Consider the following 17,893-nt stretch of genomic DNA (forward strand, 5'->3'; position numbering starts at 1 on the left):
TCCAGCGCCGTGCGGGTATTGAAGAAGTTGATGGCGGTGAGACCCACCCCCACGACCAGGACGGCCGCGGTGGCAGACAACGAGAGTTTCTGTTTCAACGACAAGGCAGGCACGGCGGGATGACTCCGACAATTAATTGTCCGACTTTATCGGTGCCTGCCGGAGATAACTTGAGCGGCCAGTCAGGTTTTTCCTGAGAGGCCGGATCAACGGAGCTCGGGCCGGCCCCGGGTCTCCCGCTCGGCCGCGGCCGGGGAGGCCCGCGGTCAGGCCTGCGCCTAGGCGGCGACCGTCTGGGCGCCGGTCATCAGCGCCACGGCGTCGGCCATGGAGTGCTGGCGCGGATCGATCACCGTCAGGCGGCGACCCAGGCGATGGATGTGGATGCGATCGGCGATCTCGAACACATGGGGCATGTTGTGGGAGATCAGCACGATGGCGATGCCGCGGGCACGCACATCGAGGATCAGCTCCAGCACCTTGCGCGATTCCTTCACCCCCAGCGCCGCCGTGGGTTCGTCGAGGATGATCACCTTGGAACCGAAGGCCGCCGCCCGCGCCACGGCCACGCCCTGGCGCTGACCACCCGACAGGGTCTCCACCGCCTGGTTGATGTTCTGGATAGTCATCAATCCCAGTTCGGACAGTTTTTCCCGGGCGATGCGCTCCATTTCCTTGCGGTCCAGGGTGCGGCAGAGGGTGCCCAGCAGCCCCGGCTTGCGCAATTCGCGACCCAGGAAGAGGTTGTCGGCGATGGACAGCGCCGGCGACAGCGCCAGGTTCTGGTAGACCGTCTCGATGCCGGCCCGCCGCGCCGCGATGGGCGAGGCGAACTGCACCGGCTGGCCCTCGAAGCGGATCTCGCCTTCATCGGGCCGCAGGGCACCGGAGATGGCCTTGATCAGCGAGGACTTGCCGGCGCCGTTGTCGCCGATCACGGCGAGGATCTCGCCGGGCAGCAGGTCGAAGTCGGCGTGGTCGAGGGCGGTGACGCGGCCATAGCGCTTCACCAGGCCACGGGCCATGAGCAGGGGTTCGGTAGTCATCAGCTGGCCGCCTTTCTGATCCATTGGTCGATAGCCACGGCCGCGATGATGAGCGTGCCGATCAGCAGATAGGTCCACTGCACGTCGGTGCCCAGCAGCCGCAGGCCGAGGGCGAAGACGCCGACGATCAGGGCGCCGAACAGCATGCCGAGGATGGAGCCGCGTCCGCCGAACAGCGAGATGCCGCCGATCACCACGGCGGTGATGGACTCGATGTTGGCGAACTGCCCGGCGGTGGGCGAGACCGAGCCGATGCGGCCGATCAGCACCCAGCCGGCAAAGGCGCAGATGAGTCCGGACAGCCCGTACACGGTGATCAGCATGCGGCGGACGTTGACCCCGGCCAGCGCCGCGGCCTCGGGATCGTCGCCCACCGCATAGAGGTGGCGCCCCCAGGCGGTGTGGTTGAGCACGTACCAGAGCAGGGCGACCAGCACCACCAGGGCGATCACGCCATAGGTGAAGACCGCGCCGCCCAGGCGGAAATTGTCGCCGAACACCTGCAGCAGCGGCGCGGTCGCGCCGATTTCCTGGGCGCGGATGGTCTCGTTGCGCGAATAGAGGAAGTTGGCCGCCAGCACGATCTGCCACATGCCCAGGGTGACGATGAAGGGTGGCAGCTTGATGCGGGCGATCAGCCAGCCGTTGGCCATGCCGCACAGGGTGCCCACCGCCAGGCCGCAGAGGATCGACAGCTCCACCGGCAGGCCGTAGCGGAAGGTGAACTGGCCCATGACCACCGAGGACAGCACCATGATGGCGCCCACCGAGAGATCGATGCCGGCGGTGACCACCACCAGGGTCTGGGCCGCGCCGACGATGCCGGTGATGGCGACCTGCTGCAGGATCAGGGTGAGGGCGAAGGCGGAAAAGAACTTGCCGCCCAGGAGGGCGCCAAAGATGCCCAGCGACAGCAGCAGCACCAGCAGCGAGACCGCCGAGGGACGCGAATGCAGGAAGTGACGGAATTTGACCAGCGGGCTGCGCTCGTCACGGGCGAAGGAGGCGACCTCCGTGGCGCTGTGCTTGAGCACCTGTTCGAAGGGCTGGCCGGACGGAGAGGGTGAGGTCGGATCGCTCATGGCAATCTCCTGAAAGCGGGAAAGCGGCCGAGAGTCGATCGCCCGCACCCGGACCCAGAGGGCTCAGGCGGGGCGATCGGTCTCCTCTAGCGTGGACGAGGGGCCATCAGCCCCAGCATTTCTGCAGGGCGGTCTTGCTGTCGATGGACTGGATGCCAGGGACCGGCTTGTCCGTCACCAGCTTCACGCCGGTGTCGACGAAGCTCTTGCCCTCGGTCGGGGTCGGCTTCTTGCCGGTGTCGGCGAAGGTCTTGATCGCCTCGATGCCCAGGGCCGCCATCTGCAGCGGGTACTGCTGGGAGGTGGCGCCGATGACGCCGTCGGCGACGTTGTGCACGCCCGGGCAACCGCCGTCGATGGACACGATCAGCACGTCCTTCTCGCGACCCACGGCCTTGAGCGCCTCGTAGGCACCGGCGGCGGCCGGCTCGTTGATGGTGTGCACCACGTTGATGGTCGGATCCTTCTGCAGCAGATTCTCCATCGCGGCGCGGCCGCCTTCTTCGTTGCCGTTGGTCACGTCGTGGCCGACGATGCGCGGATCGGTCTCGTCGCCGATGCGGCTCTGATCCTTGGGGTCGATGCCGAAGCCGAGCATGAAGCCCTGGTCGCGCAGGACGTCCACCGACGGCTGGGAGGCGTTCAGGTCGAGAAAGGCCGCCCGCGCGTCCTTGGCCTTGTCGCCCAGGGTTTCCCGCGCCCACTGGCCGATCAGCTTGCCGGCCAGCAGGTTGTCGGTGGCGAAGGTCATGTCGGCGGCGCTCACCGGATCCAGCGGGGTATCCAGGGCGATCACCAGCAGGCCGGCTTCGCGGGCCTTCTGCAGATTGGGCACGATGCCCTTGGTGTCGGAGGCGGTGATGAGGATGCCCTTGGCGCCATCGGCGATGCAGGTCTCGATGGCGGCCACCTGGCTTTCGCTGTCGCCGTCGATCTTGCCGGCGTAGGCCTTGAGCGTCACCCCCAGCTCCTTGGCCTTGGCGGTGGCACCTTCCTTCATCTTCACGAAGAAGGGATTGGTATCGGTCTTGGTGATGAGGCAGGCGGACACGGGGGCTGCCTGGGCGGTGCCACTGGCCAGGGCGGCGGCCAACAGGCAACCGGCGAAGGACGCGAGGGAGACGGTTCTTTTCATTGTTGTGCGCTCGGGTTCAGAGACGGGAAGGCGACCGACAGCGCGTCGGTCGCCGTGGAGCTGTTACCACCACTGCTCGATCTGGAAGCCGACGTTGGAGCCGTGCAGATCGTTGCCGAAGGTACCGGTGCTCGACAGCGCGGAGCCGGCGTCGAATTCATCGGCCGCCTGCTGGGCTGCCCGGTTCCAGGCGGCATAGGTGTAGAACAGGCGGAATTCGGGACGCGACTTGAATTCCGGACCCTTGGGCGACCAGGTGGGTGCCAGCGTCAGCTTGGTCAGCTTGCGGGTGCCACCCGGGGCCTGCACCTGGTCATGACCCAGTTCGGTGGAGAACTTGAACTGGTCGCTGATGCCGTAGACCAGACGGCCACCCAGCGAGGTCCAGCGCAGGTCGTTGCCATTGGGACGCTCGTCCTTCTGGTAGACCGCGGCGATCTGGCCACCCCAGTAACGGCTGATCTGCCAGTCGAAGTAGTCGACGACGCGATAGGAGACGTCGGCGCTGCTCAGGGTGGGATCGCCGGTGCTGCCCAGGGCGGTGCCCGGACCCTGACCGCGCTGCACGGCAAAGGTGTTCACGCCACCCCAGCCCATGAAGTTGGCCTGCTTGTGCTGCAGCGTCACCGCGACACCACTGTTGGCATTGGGCTGGTTGCTGGGCTTGTCCAGGTAGCTGACGCCGATTTCCAGCGAGCCATTGGGGTTGGTGTTGAAGCCGGCGACGTTGAAGTCGATGCGGTTCTGGAAGTCCTTCTGGTTCTGGTTGTCCTTGCGCGAGAAGGCCAGGCTGTACTTGAGGCCGCCGATGTTGACGTCCTCGATACCACCGCCGGTGGCGCTCTGGTTCCAGTAAAAGAAGTCGGAGATGTGGATATCGTTACGCTTGTAGTAACGGCGACCGGCCCAGAGGTTGCCGCCGTTCAGCGCGGCGATGTTGTTCCAGTAGGCATAGGCCTGGACCGCGCGGATCTCGCCGTTGTCGCCATTGAAGGTCGGGGTGCGATCGTACCTGTTGAAGAAGCTGCCCATGCCATAGACGCCGATTGCCGAGCCGTCGTCCAGATTGAAGACATTCTGCTTCAGCGCCAGCTCGCCGTACTGCTCGCACTCGTTGCCCAGACGGTACTTGGACTGGGCACCCTGCAGCTTGAAGCAGCGCATGGAGTCGGAACCGGAGGAATCACCGAGGCCGGTACGGAAGTAACCGGTGGTTTCCAGGGCGTTAGCCGCAGGAATCAGCAGAAGAGTGCTCATCAAGGACGCGACCGAAACCCTGGCCAAGGGCATAGCCTTTTTCTTATTCATTTATGTTCCCTATTTATTGTTGTTGTGTAACTCAGTGCCTGGCCTGCACCTGACCCGCCGTGCTCCAGCGGAAGATCGACATAGGTGTGACCATTGGAACCCAACCTGACTACAAACTTATCGCTGAATCAATTCAGCGGCAGACGGAGGGTAGCCTTTGATCACTCAACGGCCTAGCGGCTCGATTACAGCGATGTGTGAGCTGAATCACAAGCTGTGCTTCTACAAAAATAGCAAGCCAAGCAACTGTGGAACCCCTCTGGAATGGGGTCATGGCGAGGACTTCTCCTGCTGAAGAAGCGACAGGCGAAGCGCAGAGAAAGGAGCGCAAGCGGAAGGGCGGAATAGAGCGGGAGAGCAGGAGGGAAGGTGGGGCGGAGCGTCCGGGCGACGACGGATGCCGTCGCCCGGAGGGCACGAATCAGCCCAGCAGGGCCTTGTCGCGCACGCCGCCCTTGTCGGCGCTGGTGGCTAGCAGGGCATAGGCCTTGAGTGCAGTGGTCACGCGGCGGGCACGGGGTTGTGCCGGCTTCCAGCCCAGCTTGTCCTGCTCGATGCGGCGGTGGGACAGCTCTTCGTCGCTCACCAGCAGGTTGATGCTGCGCTGGGGGATGTCGATGAGCACCTTGTCGCCGTCGCGCACCAGGCCGATGGCGCCACCCGCTGCCGCTTCCGGCGAGGCATGGCCGATCGACAGGCCCGAGGTGCCGCCGGAGAAGCGGCCGTCGGTGAGCAGGGCGCACTGCTTGCCCAGGCCCTTGGACTTCAGGTAGCTGGTGGGGTAGAGCATCTCCTGCATGCCCGGGCCGCCCTTGGGCCCTTCGTAGCGGATGATGACGATGTCGCCGGCCTTGACCTCGTCGGCGAGGATGCCACGCACGGCGGCGTCCTGGCTCTCGAACACCTTGGCATTGCCTTCGAACACATGGATGGATTCATCCACGCCGGCGGTCTTCACCACGCAGCCGTCCAGGGCGATGTTGCCGTAGAGCACCGCCAGGCCGCCTTCCTGGGAATAGGCATGGGCGACCGAGCGGATGCAGCCCTCGGCGCGATCGTCGTCCAGGCTGTCATAGCGGGTCGCCTGGCTGAAGGCTTCCTGGGTCGGGATGCCGGCCGGACCGGCGCGGAAGAAGGTCTTCACCGCCTCGTCCTGGGTCAGGGTGATGTCCCAGTGCTCGATGGCTTCGCCCAGGGTCCGGCTGTGCACGGTGGGCAGGTCGGTATGCAGCAGACCGCCACGGGCCAGTTCGCCCAGGATGCTGAAGATGCCCCCGGCGCGGTGCACGTCTTCCATGTGGTACTTCTGGATGTTCGGCGCCACCTTGCACAGCTGCGGCACCTTGCGCGACAGGGCATCGATGTTGCGCAGGTCGAAGTCCACCTCGGCTTCCTGGGCGGCGGCCAGCAGGTGCAGGATGGTGTTGGTCGAGCCCCCCATGGCGATGTCCAGGGTCATGGCGTTCTCGAAGGCCGCATAGGAGGCGATGTTGCGCGGCAGCGCCGACTCGTCGTTCTCCTGGTAGTAGCGGCGGCACAGCTCGACGATGGTGCGGCCGGCCTGCAGGAACAGCTCCTTGCGGTCGGCGTGGGTGGCCAGGGTCGAGCCGTTGCCGGGCAGGGCCAGGCCGAGGGCCTCGACCAGGCAGTTCATGGAGTTGGCGGTGAACATGCCCGAGCAGCTGCCACAGGTGGGGCAGGCGCTGCGTTCGTATTCGGCGACCTTCTCGTCGCTGGCCGAACTGTCGGCGGCGATGACCATGGCGTCCACCAGGTCCAGGCCGTGACTGGCCAGCTTGGTCTTGCCGGCTTCCATGGGACCGCCGGAAACGAAGACCACCGGGATGTTCAGGCGCAGGGCGGCCATCAGCATGCCGGGGGTGATCTTGTCGCAGTTGGAGATGCACACCAGGGCATCGGCGCAGTGGGCATTGACCATGTATTCCACGGCGTCGGCGATGATCTCGCGACTGGGCAGCGAATAGAGCATGCCGTCGTGGCCCATGGCGATGCCGTCGTCCACGGCGATGGTGTTGAATTCCTTGGCCACGCCGCCGGCCTTCTCGATCTCGCGGGCGACCAGCTGGCCGAGATCCTTGAGGTGGACGTGGCCCGGCACGAACTGGGTAAAGGAGTTGGCGATGGCGATGATGGGCTTCTTGAAGTCTTCGTCCTTCATCCCGGTGGCGCGCCAGAGCGCCCGGGCGCCAGCCATGTTGCGGCCCTGGGTGGAGGTTTTCGAGCGATAGTCAGGCATGAAGCGTCTCTCCGAGGCGGCTTTCTAGATCACGGTTCTGGTCATCGTGAGCGCAGACGAGGCACGGTGCAAACGCGGAGTGACGGTTGCCGGGCCGGAGGGCGGCAACGCCATGCGGGATCTCCACAGGGGGTGCCAGGGCTCACGAACCCGCCGGAGGATGCTGGCGGAGGGGAGTCTGGATCATACACCCGGGCGCCAGCACTGCACAGCAGGCCGGCGCCGGACGGATCAGGGCGCTTCCTGTTCGCCGTCGGGGGCGTCTTCCAGGTATTCGTCCATGGGCTCCTGGCCGGCCAGGGTCTTGAGACTCAGGTCCACGGCTTCGGGCAGGGTGATGTCGACGCGCTGCTGGTCGCTGCCTTCCAGCGAGGATTCGTAGCTCAGCGCATGGCGCAGGTGACCGTTCTCGAGGATGGCGCCGACGCTGGCCAGCTGGGCGGCGGCTGGCGCCAGGCGTTCGAGGGCGGCCTTGGGCCAGGTGGCCTCGACGGTCGCGTTGCAGGTATAGAAGCCCGCTTCGCCGCTGTCCGAGGGTTCTTCCTGGGTCTTGATGTCGACCAGCGAGACCTGGCCGGCTTCCAGCGCGGGCTGGCCGGCGGCGATGTCGTCCGCATAGATCTCGTTGATGGTCTGGGCGTATTGCTGACGGACCAGCTCGGCGGTCTTGGCCGCATCGCAACTGTAGTCATAGCCACCGCAGCCAGTCAGGGAAAGCACCGCAGCTGTGAGTATGAGGTGACGTCTGGACATGCCTGAATTCCTTGGAACGATGGGTAGAGCCTGGCGGCGCTGGCCGCGCCTGCGTCGATCCACAGTGCAGGAGGTTGGCGCAGCGGTCGGGGATGGCGAGGGCCCATGGTGCTGCCGCTCGCCCATCCTGTCCATCAGACGCCGCCAGCGTCCTTCAGGACACCCGGCCTGGCTGGCCGGTCAGTGCCCGGCTCAGGCGCGGTCGGCGCTTTCGCAGGTTTCGAAGTCCTTGCTGTCGACGCGGTTCATGCTGTCGAAGCCGATCGAATAGACCTGCTCCTTGCCGTCCTTGTTGAGCACATAGTTGTTGCAGGTGCCGGGGCGGTACTTGCGGGTATAGGTGCTCGACGGGGTACCGCCGATGCGCAGCACGTCAGCCTTGCTCATGCCCTTGTCCACCTGCTTCACCAGGGGTTGCTCGCGAAATTCGACGCGGCCCACGGTGTAGTCGGCGGTGTTCTTTACCGAGGCGCAGCCCGCCAGCACGGTGCCAGCCAGCAGGGCGGTCGCGACTGCAATCTTCTTGTTCATGGTGTGATCCCTTCAAAGGCGGAAGTGCCTGACACTTCGACGATGGCGGCGCCGATAAATTCGCTCTCCGTCGCACTTCTCGCCGTTTGCCGCTTTGACGGATCACCCACTGGCGACGGCAAGTCACTGTATCTAAAGCTGATTCTGCAAACGAACGCTATGCCCCCGTTTTTTAAGGATTATTTTGTCCGAACGGCAGTTGACAGGGGCCAGGCGGCAGGCGATCTTTAGCGTTATGTTGTAACTCCCCCAGCCGTTTCTCGTTTCTCGCGAGGACCTCATGAATCGCCGTCGTCTGCTCAATCTGATCCTGGCTGGCATGACCTTGCCCGTCGGGTTGCCGGCGTTCGCCGCCCGGCAGCAACTCAAGGGTGCCCGGGCCTGGCAGGATGCCGACAAGCTTCGCCTGGTGTTCGATCTCACCGGGCCGGTCCGCTACAAGACCTTCACCCTGGTCGCGCCGGACCGCATCATTCTCGATCTCGCCGATACCCAGGCGCCAGCGGTACTCAATCATCTCGCCCTGCAGGGGTCGCCGGTGCGCGCCGTGCGCAGCGCCCACTACGGCGCTCAGGACACCCGGGTGGTGCTGGAGCTGGCCCATCCGGTGGAGGTGGAGAGCTTCATCCTCGGTCCGGGCGAAGGCGCGGCCAATCGCCTGGTGCTGGATCTCAAGCGGGCCGGGGCGCCGGCGGTGGCTGCGCGCAAGCCGGTCGACGCCGAGCCGCCGTTGGAGGTCAAGCGCGGCAAGGGCCTTGCCACGGGTCGCGACATCATGGTGGTGGTCGATGCCGGTCATGGCGGCAAGGACCCGGGTGCGCTGAGCGCGCGCGGTGATCGGGAAAAGGACATCGCTCTGATCGTGGCGCAGAATCTGGCGCGGCGGATCAATCTGCAGAAGGGCTTCAAGGCCAAGCTGGTGCGCAACGACGACTTCTTCGTGCCGCTGCGCAAGCGCGTCGAGGTCGCCCGCAGCTACAACGCCGACATGTTCGTCTCGGTGCATGCCGATGCCGCGCCACGCCGCACCGCCTACGGTGCCTCGGTCTATGCCCTGTCGGAGCGGGGCGCGACCTCCACCACGGCGCGCTTCCTGGCCGACAGCGAGAACAACGTCGACCTGATCGGCGCCAATGAGATTCTCAAGGGCCGCGACCCCATGCTCGCCGGCGTGCTGCTGGACATGTCGATGAACGCCACCATCTCGTCGAGTCTGGACCTGGGCCACAAGGTGCTGGGGCAATTGTCGAGCATCACCAACCTGCACCAGAAACGAGTGGAGCAGGCAGGCTTCGCTGTGCTCAAATCGCCCGACATCCCCTCGATCCTGGTCGAGACGGGCTTCATTTCCAATGATCGCGATTGCCGACGCCTGCTCGACAGTCGCCACCAGAAGCAGCTGGCCGATTCCATCTTTGCCGGACTGCATGGCTATTTCCAGGAGCGCCCCCCGCTGGGCACCTACCTGGCCAGCGTCAAGAACACCCAAGGAGTGACATGAGTTTGCAAGACAAGGCGCGTCGTTACTGGCGCGTGGTGGTGCTGGTGATAGGTGCGCTCTGTGTCGTGGCCGGGTTGATCGGCTACGGTCAGGGCGGTGGCGACAAGCAGGGCAGTGCCCAGGAAGGCTTCGTCAACAAGGTCTGGCAGATCAAGACCAGCAACAGCATCGAGCCGGGAATGCTCTACGTCTTTCTCAGCGATGGCACCCTGGTGATGGCCTCGCCGAGCAGCCAGCCCTCCCTGGGCCGCTGGACGCGTACCGAGAAGGGTCTGAACCTGATCGAGGAAGGCATCACCTATCCCACGGAAATCCTCAGCCTCTCGCGCGACGAATTCCGTATCCGCAGCCTCAACCCAGGCGATCCGGTGGAGCTACAGCTGGCTCCGGCGGCGCGCTGAGACGCCTTCAGGCGTCGTCGGCGTAGCGCTGTTCCTGCCAGGGGTCGCCGCGGTCGTGATAGCCGCGCATCTCCCAGAAGCCCGGCGTGTCGCCGACCCGTAAGTCGATGCGCCTGAGCCATTTGGCGCTCTTCCACAGATAGAGGTGCGGGATCATTGCCCGCACCGGCCCGCCGTGCTCGGCGGTCAGCGGCTGGCCCTCCCAGCTGTGGACCAGCATGGCGCCCGGTGCGGCGAAATCCGCCAGGGGCAGGTTGGTGATGTAGCCGTCGTAGCTGTGCAGGAGCACATGGGTCGCCTCGTCCCGCGGCTGCACCTCGTCGAGCAATTCGCTTACCGGCAGGCCGATCCAGCGATTGTCATAGCGTGACCAGGTGGTGACGCAGTGCATGTCGCTGACGGCCTGGCTGGTCGCCCGCGCCGCGAAGGTCTCCCAGTTCCAGCGCAGCGTCCTGCGCACTGCGCCGGTTACCGCCAGTTGCCAGCGCTCCCGGCTGACCTCCGGCCGCACCCCCAGATCCAGGACCGGCCAGTTGCTGACGCGATGCTGGCCGGGCGGCAGTCGCTCGCTTTCCGGACGGGCACTCTGGCCGGTGAGGAAACGGCCCTCCTGGGCCCAGCGTTCCTTGGAACGGGTCAGCTTGCTTGGCTCATCGCTCATCGAGGGATCCTCTTCACGGGTCGTGGGTTTCTGACCGCCATGATGGCCTTTCGTCGGCACAGGCCGAACCCAGACGGCGTCTTGCGCCTCCTATCCTGCAGGCACTCAGAGAGGCGCCTCCTTTTTCTTAACCTGCCGGAGAACGACCATGGTAGATGCAACCCAGATCAAAGAGCATGCGGAAGTCGTCGGTTCGGACGGCCAGCACGTAGGCACCGTCGACCATATGGAAGGCGCCGATCGCATCAAGCTGACCAAGCGCGATCAGGATGCCCAGGGCAAGCACCACTACATCCCGCTGAGCTGGGTCCAGTCCGTGGAAGGCAGCCAGGTGCGCCTGGTCAAGACCCGCGACGAAGCCGAGCGCGAGTGGCAGGCCGCCTGAGGCGCCTGGCACAGCAACAAAAAGCCCCGCACTGGCGGGGCTTTTTGTTGGCCGGCGAATAGGGATCAGTTGATGTATTCGAACAGCTTGACGATGCGCTGTACGCCCGAGACGCTCTGGATCAGCTGCACGGCGTGGGCGGCTTCCTGCTGGGTCACCAGGCCCAGGAGGTAGACGATGCCGTTTTCGGTGACCACCTTGATGCGCGAACCGGGGATGTCCTCGTCGGCGAACATCTGGGTCTTGATGCGGGTGGTCAGCCAGGAATCGTTGCTGCGCGCCAGCAGCGAGGAGTTGCCGGTCACCTGCAATTCGTTGTGGACGGTCTTGACCCGCTGCACGCTGCGCACGGCCTGTTCGGCCTGGGCCTTGAGATCGGCCCGCGGCGTCTGGCCAGCGATCAGCACCACGCCGTTGTAGCTCACCACCACGATGTGCGAGCTGGCGAGATCAGCATTGGCCTTGGAGATGTTGACCGAGGCCTTGGTCTCGATCAGGGCATCGTCCACGGTGCTGCCCAGGGTACGGGTGCCGCGGTTGTCGTCGATGGGTTTGTCGCGGCTGGCGGTGACCACGTTGCTGCAGCCGGCGACCGCAAAGGACAGCGCCAGGATGGCGAGCAGAGGAGCCTTCTTCATTCTTCGCTTCCAAACAGTTGCTGATCGATCTGGTCGCACAGGCAGTGGATCACCAGCAGGTGCACTTCCTGGATGCGGGCGGTGACCTTGGCCGGCACGCGGATCTCGACGTCTTCGGGCAGCAGCAGGGAGGCCATGCCACCGCCGTCGCGGCCGGTGAGGGCGACCACGGTCATCTCGCGGTCGTGGGCGGCCTGGATCGCCTGGATCACGTTGGCCGAGTTGCCGCTGGTGGAGATGGCCAGGAGGATGTCGCCCGGCTGACCCAGGGCCCGGATCTGCTTGGAGAACACCTCGTTGTAACTGTAGTCGTTGGCGATGGAGGTCAGCGTCGAGGTGTCGGTGGTCAGGGCCAGGGCCGGCAGGCTGGGACGCTCGCGCTCGAAGCGATTCAGCAGTTCCGAGGAGAAGTGCTGGGCATCGCCGGCGGAACCGCCGTTGCCACAGGTGAGAATCTTGCCTTCGTTGAGCAAGGCCGCAACCATGACCTGGCTGGCCAGATCGATATGCGGAATCAGGACTTCCATGGCCTGACGCTTGGTTTCGATGCTGTCCCGGAAGAGTTTCTGGATGCGGGCGTGGGTGTCCATCGCGATATCTTTGACCTGTGCTGTAGAGGGCCTCAGGCGTCGAAGGCCTGTTTGATCCATTCGAGTGCCTGAGGGGATGCGTCGGCCCCAGGGCCGATCGCGATCACGTCGAAACGACAGGGCCGCTTGGCCCAGCGCGCTTCGGATTGCAGAAAGAGGGCGGCGCTGTTGACCAGTCGCTGCCGCTTGCGGGCATCTATGCTTTCCGCGGCGCCGCCCCAGGCGGTGTGCCTGCGGGCGCGTACCTCGACGAATACTACTGTATCGCCGTCGAGCATGACCAGATCGAGCTCGCCACCCTGCCAGCGCCAGTTGCGCTCCAGCAGGCGCAGACCGCGCGTCTGCAGGAACTGCAGCGCGCGGTCCTCGGCCTGCCGGCCGCGCTGGAGGTGCGGCGCCTGCTTCACGGGGTGCTGAGCGAGGCCGGCACGCTGGTGGTGGGCAGCGGCGCATTGCTGGCCGGCAGCGGCTGGGCCACGCCGTTGCGGAATTCCGCCCAGGGCAGGTGACGCACCACGCGCTGATCGGGCGCCACGCTCAGGTTGCCGGACAGGCCGGGCAGCTCGGAGTTGGGCAGGGCCTTGAGCTGCTGCAGGTGCAGCGCCAGCAGGTAGGCGTCGGCGCCCATGGCGTAGAGGCGACCGATGCTGGTGCCGGCCTGCGGCCACTGGGCGGTGATCTTGGCGCGCAACGGATTGCTCGGGTCGAGCAGCCAGGGCGTTTCGCAGAACAGGATGCCGTTGAGGTCCTGGTTCACGCCGGGTTCATTGACCCCGCTGTTGAGGTTGGAGGTGGCGTACACCGGCAGATCGCGGGCGTTCTGGTAGACCAGGATCGGCTTGATCTGGCGGGCCTGGGCCGGGGTCGAGGCGAGGAAGATGAAGTCCATGCCCTGGCGCATCTGCAGCAGGCTGCTGATGCGATTGGCGATCTCGACCGGCTGGCCGATGCGCTCGGCGGCGACCAGGCGACCGCCCAGTTGCTGCCACTCGTTCTGGAAGGCAGCCAGCACGCGGGCACCCCAGTCACCCTGGGGCACCATGGCGCCGGCACTGCGCTTGCCATCGGCCCAGGCGCGGCGCGCGGCTTCGCGGGCCTCGTCCTCGGCGGCCAGGCCGAACTGGAAGAGTTGCGGCGGCTGAGCGCCCTGGCTGTCGCCATAGTTCAGCGCCAGGGTGTTGATCGGCAGCTGCGGGCGATCGCCGAGCTGCTTGACGAAGTTCTTCTCCAGCGGACCCACTACCAGCTGGATACCGGCGGCCTGGGCCTGGCGGTAGAAGGCGTCCAGCGAGCCCATCTGGGTGCTGTCGTAGACGGTCACGGTCGGCGCGCTCTGGCCGGCGGCCAGGGCTTCGTAGCGGGCGGCCATGAAGCCGTCCTGCAGCGCGCGGGAGACGCCGGCGAGCTGACCCTGCAGGGGCAGCAGCAGGGCGACGCGATTGAGCGGTTCCCGCGCCAGGGTCTTCAGGCGCTCCAGATCATCGGGCAGGTTGCGCGCGGCGGGATGGCCGGGGTGCTGCTTCTGCCAGTCCTCGATGGCGGCCAGCTGCTGATCCAGCGCCAGGTTACCGCGGGTGATGGCGGCCAGCGCCAGCCAGCCATTGAGATCGGCGTCCTTCACGCTCTGGCGCAGTTGCGCATCCGGCAGGCTGGTGATCAGTTGCCAGATCTGCTCGCGATTGTCGTGGGCGGCATCGCCGTCCAGCAGCGGACCGAGAAAGATCCGCTCCTGGGCGGCGGCGAGCGGCTGGCCGTTGGCGGCCTGGGCATCGGCCTTGGTCAGGCCGCTGCGGATCTGCTGCTGGGCCGGCAATTCGCCCAGCTGGGCGAAACTCGGATGGTCGAAGCGCTTGACGGCTTGCGCCGGCTGCTTGTCGAGCAGGTCGAGCTGGGCCAGCAGGGTCTGGGCGAACATCTGCTGGGCCGGCTTGAGGCCTTCGAGATTGATGGAGCCCAGGATCTGCCGCGCTTCGCGGGCGTTCTGCTGGGCATAGGCCTTGTCGGCGGCGGTCAGGCGCAGCAGATTGGCCTGCTCGGACTGACTGGAGCCGGCCTGGTTCAGCAGTTGCTCGATGCTGGCCTGGCTGGGCTGGGGCAGGTCGCCGAGGGAGTTGTTGACGGGCGAGCTGCTGCAGGCGGCGAGCAGGGCGAAGGCGGTGGCGCAGAGCAGCGGACGCAGGCGGAACTTCATGCTGTGGTTCCTGAGCAAATGTCTGGAAAGGGGGCGATTGTCTCACAGCACCCAAGCGCTGCGAACGCCGAGGGCGAGAGCGGCGTACACTGTTGGGCTATTTCCAGTCCGTCAGGTTTCATCATGATTTCGCCGGGTACTCTTTATGTGGTTGCCACGCCCATCGGCAACCTGGACGACATCACCGCCCGCGCGCTCAAGGTGCTGCGCGACGTGGCCCTGATCGCCGCCGAAGACACCCGTCATTCGGCGCGCCTGCTGCGCCATTTCGGCATCGAGACGCCCCTCGCGGCCTGCCACGACCACAACGAGCGCGATGCCGGTGGCCGCTTCATCACCCGGCTGCTGGCGGGGGACGATGTCGCCCTGATCTCCGATGCGGGCACGCCGCTGATTTCCGATCCGGGTTTCCATCTGGTGCGGGCAGCGCGCGCCCAGGCCATCAAGGTCTCGCCGATACCGGGCGCCTGCGCGCTGATCGCGGCGCTGTCGGCAGCCGGGCTGCCCTCGGATCGCTTCAGCTTCGAAGGCTTCCTGCCCGCCAAGGCGGTGGGCCGGCAGGGGCGACTGGCGGCCCTGCGCGAAGACCCGCGCACCCTGATCTTCTACGAGGCGCCTCATCGGCTTGAGGATTGCGTGGCCGACATGGTGAGCACCTTCGGGCCTGAACGGCACATCGTGCTGGGTCGCGAATTGACCAAGACCTTCGAGACCCTGCGCGGCCTGCCCGCCGGCGAGCTGCTGGCCTGGATCCGCGCGGATCTGGATCAGCAGCGCGGCGAGTGCGTGCTGCTGGTGGCCGGTTGGGCGGCGCCCGAGGACGCCGAGGTCGATGCCGAGACCCTGCGCATCCTCGATCTGCTGCTGGCCGAGCTGCCGATCAAGCGCGCCGCCGCCCTGGCCGCCCAGATCACCGGCGCGCGCAAGAATCTGCTCTATCAGCTGGCGCTGGAGCGCAAGGGCGAGTAGGGCGAATTAGTGGGCATCTTTCCTTGTTATCCGCCCCCAGTCTCTATACCCTTGCGCCGCGAGAGCCGACCGGGCAGTCGCTGTCGTGATCCGCAAGGGTTGCGAGGGAGGAAAGTCCGGGCTCCATAGGGCGAGGTGCCAGGTAACGCCTGGGAGGCGTGAGCCTACGGAAAGTGCCACAGAAAATAACCGCCTAAGCGCGCAAGCGCCGGTAAGGGTGAAAAGGTGCGGTAAGAGCGCACCGCACGGCTGGCAACAGTTCGTGGCTAGGTAAACCCCACCTGGAGCAAGACCAAATAGGAATCCATAGGCGTGGCCCGCGCTGGATTCGGGTAGGTCGCTAGAGGCAATCAGCGATGGTTGTCCCAGAGGAATGACTGTCCTCGACAGAACCCGGCTTACAGGTCGGCTCTCGCACCCCCTCCCTCCTGGGCCCCTGCGCCCGGGCTTGTGACCTCTTCTTGAGACATCACTTTAATCAATTGAGCCAATCAATTGACTTCATTTCCGTTTGTCGGAAATCGATGTCGTTCGTCCTGGTCGTGAACTCGTGCAATTTGCTCGAAATCCCCGTCCCACGCGGCCTGGGAACCCCCTCGCTTACCTTGACTGAAAGCGGCCCTCCTCAATATAGTGGCGGCCGGTGGTACGAAGTGGGGCGAAGTGGGATTTAATGGCAAGGACAGCCTATTAGAGGACGCGAAATTGTTCCGGGGAGCGAACGCCATCAGTCTCGACGCCAAGGGGCGCGCCGCGATGCCGAGCCGGTATCGTGACGAGCTGCTGGAGCGTTGTGCCGGCCAGCTCATCGTGACGATCGATGCCGTCGACCCCTGCCTTTGCGTCTATCCACTCCCGGAATGGGAAATCATCGAAAGCAAGCTGCGGCAGTTGCCCTCGCTACGCGAGGAGACTCGCCGCTTGCAGCGCTTGCTGATCGGCAATGCGGTGGATCTGGAGCTCGACGGCAGTGGCCGCTTCCTGGTTCCGCCGCGCCTGCGTGAATACGCCAAGCTGGACCGGCGCGTGATGCTGGTCGGGCAGCTCAACAAGTTCCAGTTATGGGATGAGGATGCCTGGAGTGCCGTGTGCGACGCGGATCTCCTGGCGATTAAGGAACCCGGCGGTATGCCGGATGAAATGCGCGATTTGATCCTGTGACCATGAACCCAGTCTTCCACCACGTCTCCGTTCTCCTGGACGAGGCCGTACAGGCATTGGCGATCCAGCCTGCCGGCCGTTATCTGGACGGCACCTTCGGCCGCGGCGGACACAGCCGGGCCGTGCTGCGCCTGCTGGGTGGAGAAGGGCGGCTGCTGGGTTTCGACAAGGATCCCCAGGCGATCGCCGCCGGCCAGGCCCTGGCCACGGAAGACCCGCGATTCGAGATCGTCCAGCGCAGCTTCGCCGAGCTGGGCGATGAACTCGCCGGCCGGGGCTGGTCCGGTCAGGTCGATGGCGTGCTGCTGGATCTGGGCGTGTCCTCGCCCCAGCTCGACGATCCCGAGCGCGGTTTCAGCTTCATGCAGGACGGCCCCCTGGACATGCGCATGGATCCGAGTCGGGGGCAGAGCGCCGCCGCCTGGATCGCCACCGCGCCCGAGGCCGACATCGCCCAGGTATTCAAGGAATTCGGCGAAGAGCGTTTCGCCAAGCGCATGGCGCGTGCCGTGGTGCAGCGCCGTGAGGTCCAGCCCTTCGAGCGCACCGGCGACCTGGCCAAGGTGCTCACCGAGGCCAATCCGGCCTGGGAAAAGGGCAAGCATCCCGCGACGCGCGCCTTCCAGGGTCTGCGCATCTACATCAACCGCGAGCTGAGCGATCTAGAGCAGGGCCTGCAGGCCGCTTACGAACAGCTGGCCGTGGGTGGCCGGCTGGTGGTGATCAGCTTCCACTCGCTGGAAGATCGCATCGTCAAACAGTTCATGCGCCGCCTGGCCAAGGGCGAGGCCGACCAGCTGCCGCGCGACCTGCCGATCCGCGCCACGGTCTTCGAGCCCTCGCTGCGCCTGTTGGGCAAGCCGGTTTATGCCAGCGACGCCGAACTGGCTGCCAATCCCCGCGCGCGCAGCGCCGTGATGCGCGTTGCCGAGAAGCTGAAATGAGCCGGCTCTTCGTCAAGAAACTGCCCCTGGGCAGCAGCGTCATGCTGGTGCTGTTCGCCGGTGTGCTGCTGTCGGCGGTGGCCGTGGCCTATAGCGCCCACTGGAATCGCCAGCTGCTCAACACCCTCTATGGCGAGATGGCCATCCGCGACAAGGCCCAGGCCGAATACGGCCGGCTGCTGCTGGAACAGAGCACCTGGACCGCCCACAGTCGCGTCGAGGCCCTGGCCAGCGGCCAGCTGCAGATGCGCATCCCCGATCCGGCCGAAATTCGGATGGTCAATCCGTGAAAGGCCTGATCGCGCGCCTGCCATGGCGCTTCAGCCTCATCATCGGGCTG

19 protein-coding genes and 1 other RNA gene are annotated in these 17,893 nt (G+C 65.6%); 8 read left to right on the plus strand and 12 right to left on the minus strand.

What is annotated here, in order from left to right; all coding sequences use genetic code 11:
* Positions 1-278: 278 nt before the first annotated feature.
* From QKY98_RS22440 to osmE, 7 genes are all read right to left on the minus strand, one after another.
* On the minus strand, positions 279-1,046 hold the full coding sequence (locus QKY98_RS22440; protein WP_042137188.1) for an ATP-binding cassette domain-containing protein: 768 nt from the start codon (positions 1,044-1,046) through the stop codon (positions 279-281).
* Entirely contained in the window at positions 1,046-2,128 is a 1,083-nt protein-coding gene (locus QKY98_RS22445; protein ID WP_007162078.1) for an ABC transporter permease, read from the minus strand. Before QKY98_RS22445 ends, QKY98_RS22440 begins: the two co-directional genes overlap by 1 nt.
* 106 nt (positions 2,129-2,234) lie before the next feature.
* Positions 2,235-3,263 carry a sugar ABC transporter substrate-binding protein gene (locus QKY98_RS22450; protein ID WP_284671626.1) on the minus strand — a complete coding sequence of 343 codons (1,029 nt, stop codon included), beginning with the start codon at positions 3,261-3,263 and terminating at the stop codon, positions 2,235-2,237.
* A 63-nt stretch (positions 3,264-3,326) separates the two neighbouring features.
* Positions 3,327-4,553: a maltoporin gene (locus tag QKY98_RS22455; protein ID WP_042137190.1), complete on the minus strand. Its 1,227-nt coding sequence runs from the start codon at positions 4,551-4,553 to the stop codon at positions 3,327-3,329.
* A 439-nt stretch (positions 4,554-4,992) separates the two neighbouring features.
* Positions 4,993-6,828, minus strand: coding sequence for a dihydroxy-acid dehydratase (gene ilvD / locus QKY98_RS22460; RefSeq protein WP_027600792.1), 1,836 nt, complete (start codon positions 6,826-6,828; stop codon positions 4,993-4,995).
* 231 nt (positions 6,829-7,059) lie between these two features.
* Positions 7,060-7,581, minus strand: a complete 522-nt coding sequence (locus tag QKY98_RS22465) for a hypothetical protein (RefSeq protein ID WP_007162074.1) — start codon at positions 7,579-7,581, stop codon at positions 7,060-7,062.
* A 192-nt stretch (positions 7,582-7,773) separates the two neighbouring features.
* Positions 7,774-8,112 carry an osmotically-inducible lipoprotein OsmE gene (gene osmE, locus QKY98_RS22470; RefSeq protein WP_007162073.1) on the minus strand — a complete coding sequence of 113 codons (339 nt, stop codon included), beginning with the start codon at positions 8,110-8,112 and terminating at the stop codon, positions 7,774-7,776.
* Positions 8,113-8,392: 280 nt separating this feature from the next.
* On the opposite strand from osmE, the gene QKY98_RS22475 reads away from it, so the two are divergent.
* On the plus strand, positions 8,393-9,613 hold the full coding sequence (locus QKY98_RS22475) for an N-acetylmuramoyl-L-alanine amidase (protein WP_284671627.1): 1,221 nt from the start codon (positions 8,393-8,395) through the stop codon (positions 9,611-9,613).
* On the plus strand, positions 9,610-10,014 hold the full coding sequence (locus QKY98_RS22480; RefSeq protein ID WP_007162071.1) for a hypothetical protein: 405 nt from the start codon (positions 9,610-9,612) through the stop codon (positions 10,012-10,014). Before QKY98_RS22475 ends, QKY98_RS22480 begins: the two co-directional genes overlap by 4 nt.
* Positions 10,015-10,021: 7 nt before the next feature.
* On the opposite strand, the gene QKY98_RS22485 is transcribed toward QKY98_RS22480, so the two are convergent.
* On the minus strand, positions 10,022-10,675 hold the full coding sequence (locus QKY98_RS22485; RefSeq protein WP_284671628.1) for a sulfite oxidase-like oxidoreductase: 654 nt from the start codon (positions 10,673-10,675) through the stop codon (positions 10,022-10,024).
* A gap of 148 nt (positions 10,676-10,823) precedes the next feature.
* Between QKY98_RS22485 and QKY98_RS22490 the strand changes: the two genes are divergently transcribed.
* Positions 10,824-11,060: a DUF2171 domain-containing protein gene (locus QKY98_RS22490; RefSeq protein ID WP_027600263.1), complete on the plus strand. Its 237-nt coding sequence runs from the start codon at positions 10,824-10,826 to the stop codon at positions 11,058-11,060.
* A gap of 65 nt (positions 11,061-11,125) precedes the next feature.
* On the opposite strand, the gene QKY98_RS22495 is transcribed toward QKY98_RS22490, so the two are convergent.
* Genes QKY98_RS22495 through QKY98_RS22510 form a run of 4 tightly spaced genes read right to left on the minus strand, consistent with a single transcriptional unit; the run spans position 11,126 to position 14,479 of the window.
* Positions 11,126-11,698: a BON domain-containing protein gene (locus tag QKY98_RS22495; protein ID WP_007162068.1), complete on the minus strand. Its 573-nt coding sequence runs from the start codon at positions 11,696-11,698 to the stop codon at positions 11,126-11,128.
* A complete protein-coding gene (locus tag QKY98_RS22500) occupies positions 11,695-12,288 on the minus strand; it encodes a phosphoheptose isomerase (RefSeq protein WP_007162067.1) in 594 nt (197 codons plus the stop codon). Before QKY98_RS22500 ends, QKY98_RS22495 begins: the two co-directional genes overlap by 4 nt.
* Before the next feature lie 32 nt (positions 12,289-12,320).
* Entirely contained in the window at positions 12,321-12,695 is a 375-nt protein-coding gene (locus tag QKY98_RS22505) for a YraN family protein (protein WP_044342451.1), read from the minus strand.
* Positions 12,692-14,479: a penicillin-binding protein activator gene (locus tag QKY98_RS22510; RefSeq protein ID WP_144957093.1), complete on the minus strand. Its 1,788-nt coding sequence runs from the start codon at positions 14,477-14,479 to the stop codon at positions 12,692-12,694. Before QKY98_RS22510 ends, QKY98_RS22505 begins: the two co-directional genes overlap by 4 nt.
* Positions 14,480-14,602: 123 nt before the next feature.
* Here QKY98_RS22510 and rsmI point away from each other — a divergent pair, with 123 nt between their 5' ends.
* The 5 genes from rsmI to ftsL all read left to right on the plus strand — a co-directional run bounded on the left by rsmI (position 14,603) and on the right by ftsL (position 17,843).
* Entirely contained in the window at positions 14,603-15,448 is an 846-nt protein-coding gene (gene rsmI / locus QKY98_RS22515) for a 16S rRNA (cytidine(1402)-2'-O)-methyltransferase (protein ID WP_115945329.1), read from the plus strand.
* A 61-nt stretch (positions 15,449-15,509) separates the two neighbouring features.
* An RNA gene (rnpB, locus tag QKY98_RS22520) (RNase P RNA component class A) lies at positions 15,510-15,865 on the plus strand.
* Between the two features lie 288 nt (positions 15,866-16,153).
* The gene (gene mraZ / locus QKY98_RS22525) at positions 16,154-16,609 is read left to right on the plus strand and encodes a division/cell wall cluster transcriptional repressor MraZ (RefSeq protein WP_007162063.1); all 456 of its coding nucleotides are present in this window, start codon (positions 16,154-16,156) and stop codon (positions 16,607-16,609) included.
* 2 nt (positions 16,610-16,611) lie between these two features.
* Positions 16,612-17,553 carry a 16S rRNA (cytosine(1402)-N(4))-methyltransferase RsmH gene (gene rsmH / locus QKY98_RS22530; RefSeq protein WP_145155642.1) on the plus strand — a complete coding sequence of 314 codons (942 nt, stop codon included), beginning with the start codon at positions 16,612-16,614 and terminating at the stop codon, positions 17,551-17,553.
* Positions 17,550-17,843, plus strand: coding sequence for a cell division protein FtsL (gene ftsL, locus QKY98_RS22535; RefSeq protein ID WP_007162061.1), 294 nt, complete (start codon positions 17,550-17,552; stop codon positions 17,841-17,843). The genes rsmH and ftsL overlap by 4 nt, the downstream gene beginning before the upstream one ends.
* Positions 17,844-17,893: the final 50 nt, after the last annotated feature.

The sequence above is a fragment of the Pseudomonas sp. HR1 genome, assembly GCF_030175875.1.
Taxonomy (GTDB): Bacteria; Pseudomonadota; Gammaproteobacteria; order Pseudomonadales; family Pseudomonadaceae; genus Chryseomonas; species Chryseomonas oryzihabitans.

What these genes read in the sequence shown, in the direction of transcription:
- QKY98_RS22440 (WP_042137188.1), bottom strand. Translation starts at nt 1,046, where the DNA reads ATGACTACCGAACCCCTGCTCATGGCCCGTGGCCTGGTGAAGCGCTAT.
- QKY98_RS22445 (WP_007162078.1), bottom strand. Translation starts at nt 2,128, where the DNA reads ATGAGCGATCCGACCTCACCCTCTCCGTCCGGCCAGCCCTTCGAACAG.
- QKY98_RS22450 (WP_284671626.1), bottom strand. Translation starts at nt 3,263, where the DNA reads ATGAAAAGAACCGTCTCCCTCGCGTCCTTCGCCGGTTGCCTGTTGGCC.
- QKY98_RS22455 (WP_042137190.1), bottom strand. Translation starts at nt 4,553, where the DNA reads ATGCCCTTGGCCAGGGTTTCGGTCGCGTCCTTGATGAGCACTCTTCTG.
- ilvD (WP_027600792.1), bottom strand. Translation starts at nt 6,828, where the DNA reads ATGCCTGACTATCGCTCGAAAACCTCCACCCAGGGCCGCAACATGGCT.
- QKY98_RS22465 (WP_007162074.1), bottom strand. Translation starts at nt 7,581, where the DNA reads ATGTCCAGACGTCACCTCATACTCACAGCTGCGGTGCTTTCCCTGACT.
- osmE (WP_007162073.1), bottom strand. Translation starts at nt 8,112, where the DNA reads ATGAACAAGAAGATTGCAGTCGCGACCGCCCTGCTGGCTGGCACCGTG.
- QKY98_RS22475 (WP_284671627.1), top strand. Translation starts at nt 8,393, where the DNA reads ATGAATCGCCGTCGTCTGCTCAATCTGATCCTGGCTGGCATGACCTTG.
- QKY98_RS22480 (WP_007162071.1), top strand. Translation starts at nt 9,610, where the DNA reads ATGAGTTTGCAAGACAAGGCGCGTCGTTACTGGCGCGTGGTGGTGCTG.
- QKY98_RS22485 (WP_284671628.1), bottom strand. Translation starts at nt 10,675, where the DNA reads ATGAGCGATGAGCCAAGCAAGCTGACCCGTTCCAAGGAACGCTGGGCC.
- QKY98_RS22490 (WP_027600263.1), top strand. Translation starts at nt 10,824, where the DNA reads ATGGTAGATGCAACCCAGATCAAAGAGCATGCGGAAGTCGTCGGTTCG.
- QKY98_RS22495 (WP_007162068.1), bottom strand. Translation starts at nt 11,698, where the DNA reads ATGAAGAAGGCTCCTCTGCTCGCCATCCTGGCGCTGTCCTTTGCGGTC.
- QKY98_RS22500 (WP_007162067.1), bottom strand. Translation starts at nt 12,288, where the DNA reads ATGGACACCCACGCCCGCATCCAGAAACTCTTCCGGGACAGCATCGAA.
- QKY98_RS22510 (WP_144957093.1), bottom strand. Translation starts at nt 14,479, where the DNA reads ATGAAGTTCCGCCTGCGTCCGCTGCTCTGCGCCACCGCCTTCGCCCTG.
- rsmI (WP_115945329.1), top strand. Translation starts at nt 14,603, where the DNA reads ATGATTTCGCCGGGTACTCTTTATGTGGTTGCCACGCCCATCGGCAAC.
- rsmH (WP_145155642.1), top strand. Translation starts at nt 16,612, where the DNA reads ATGAACCCAGTCTTCCACCACGTCTCCGTTCTCCTGGACGAGGCCGTA.
- ftsL (WP_007162061.1), top strand. Translation starts at nt 17,550, where the DNA reads ATGAGCCGGCTCTTCGTCAAGAAACTGCCCCTGGGCAGCAGCGTCATG.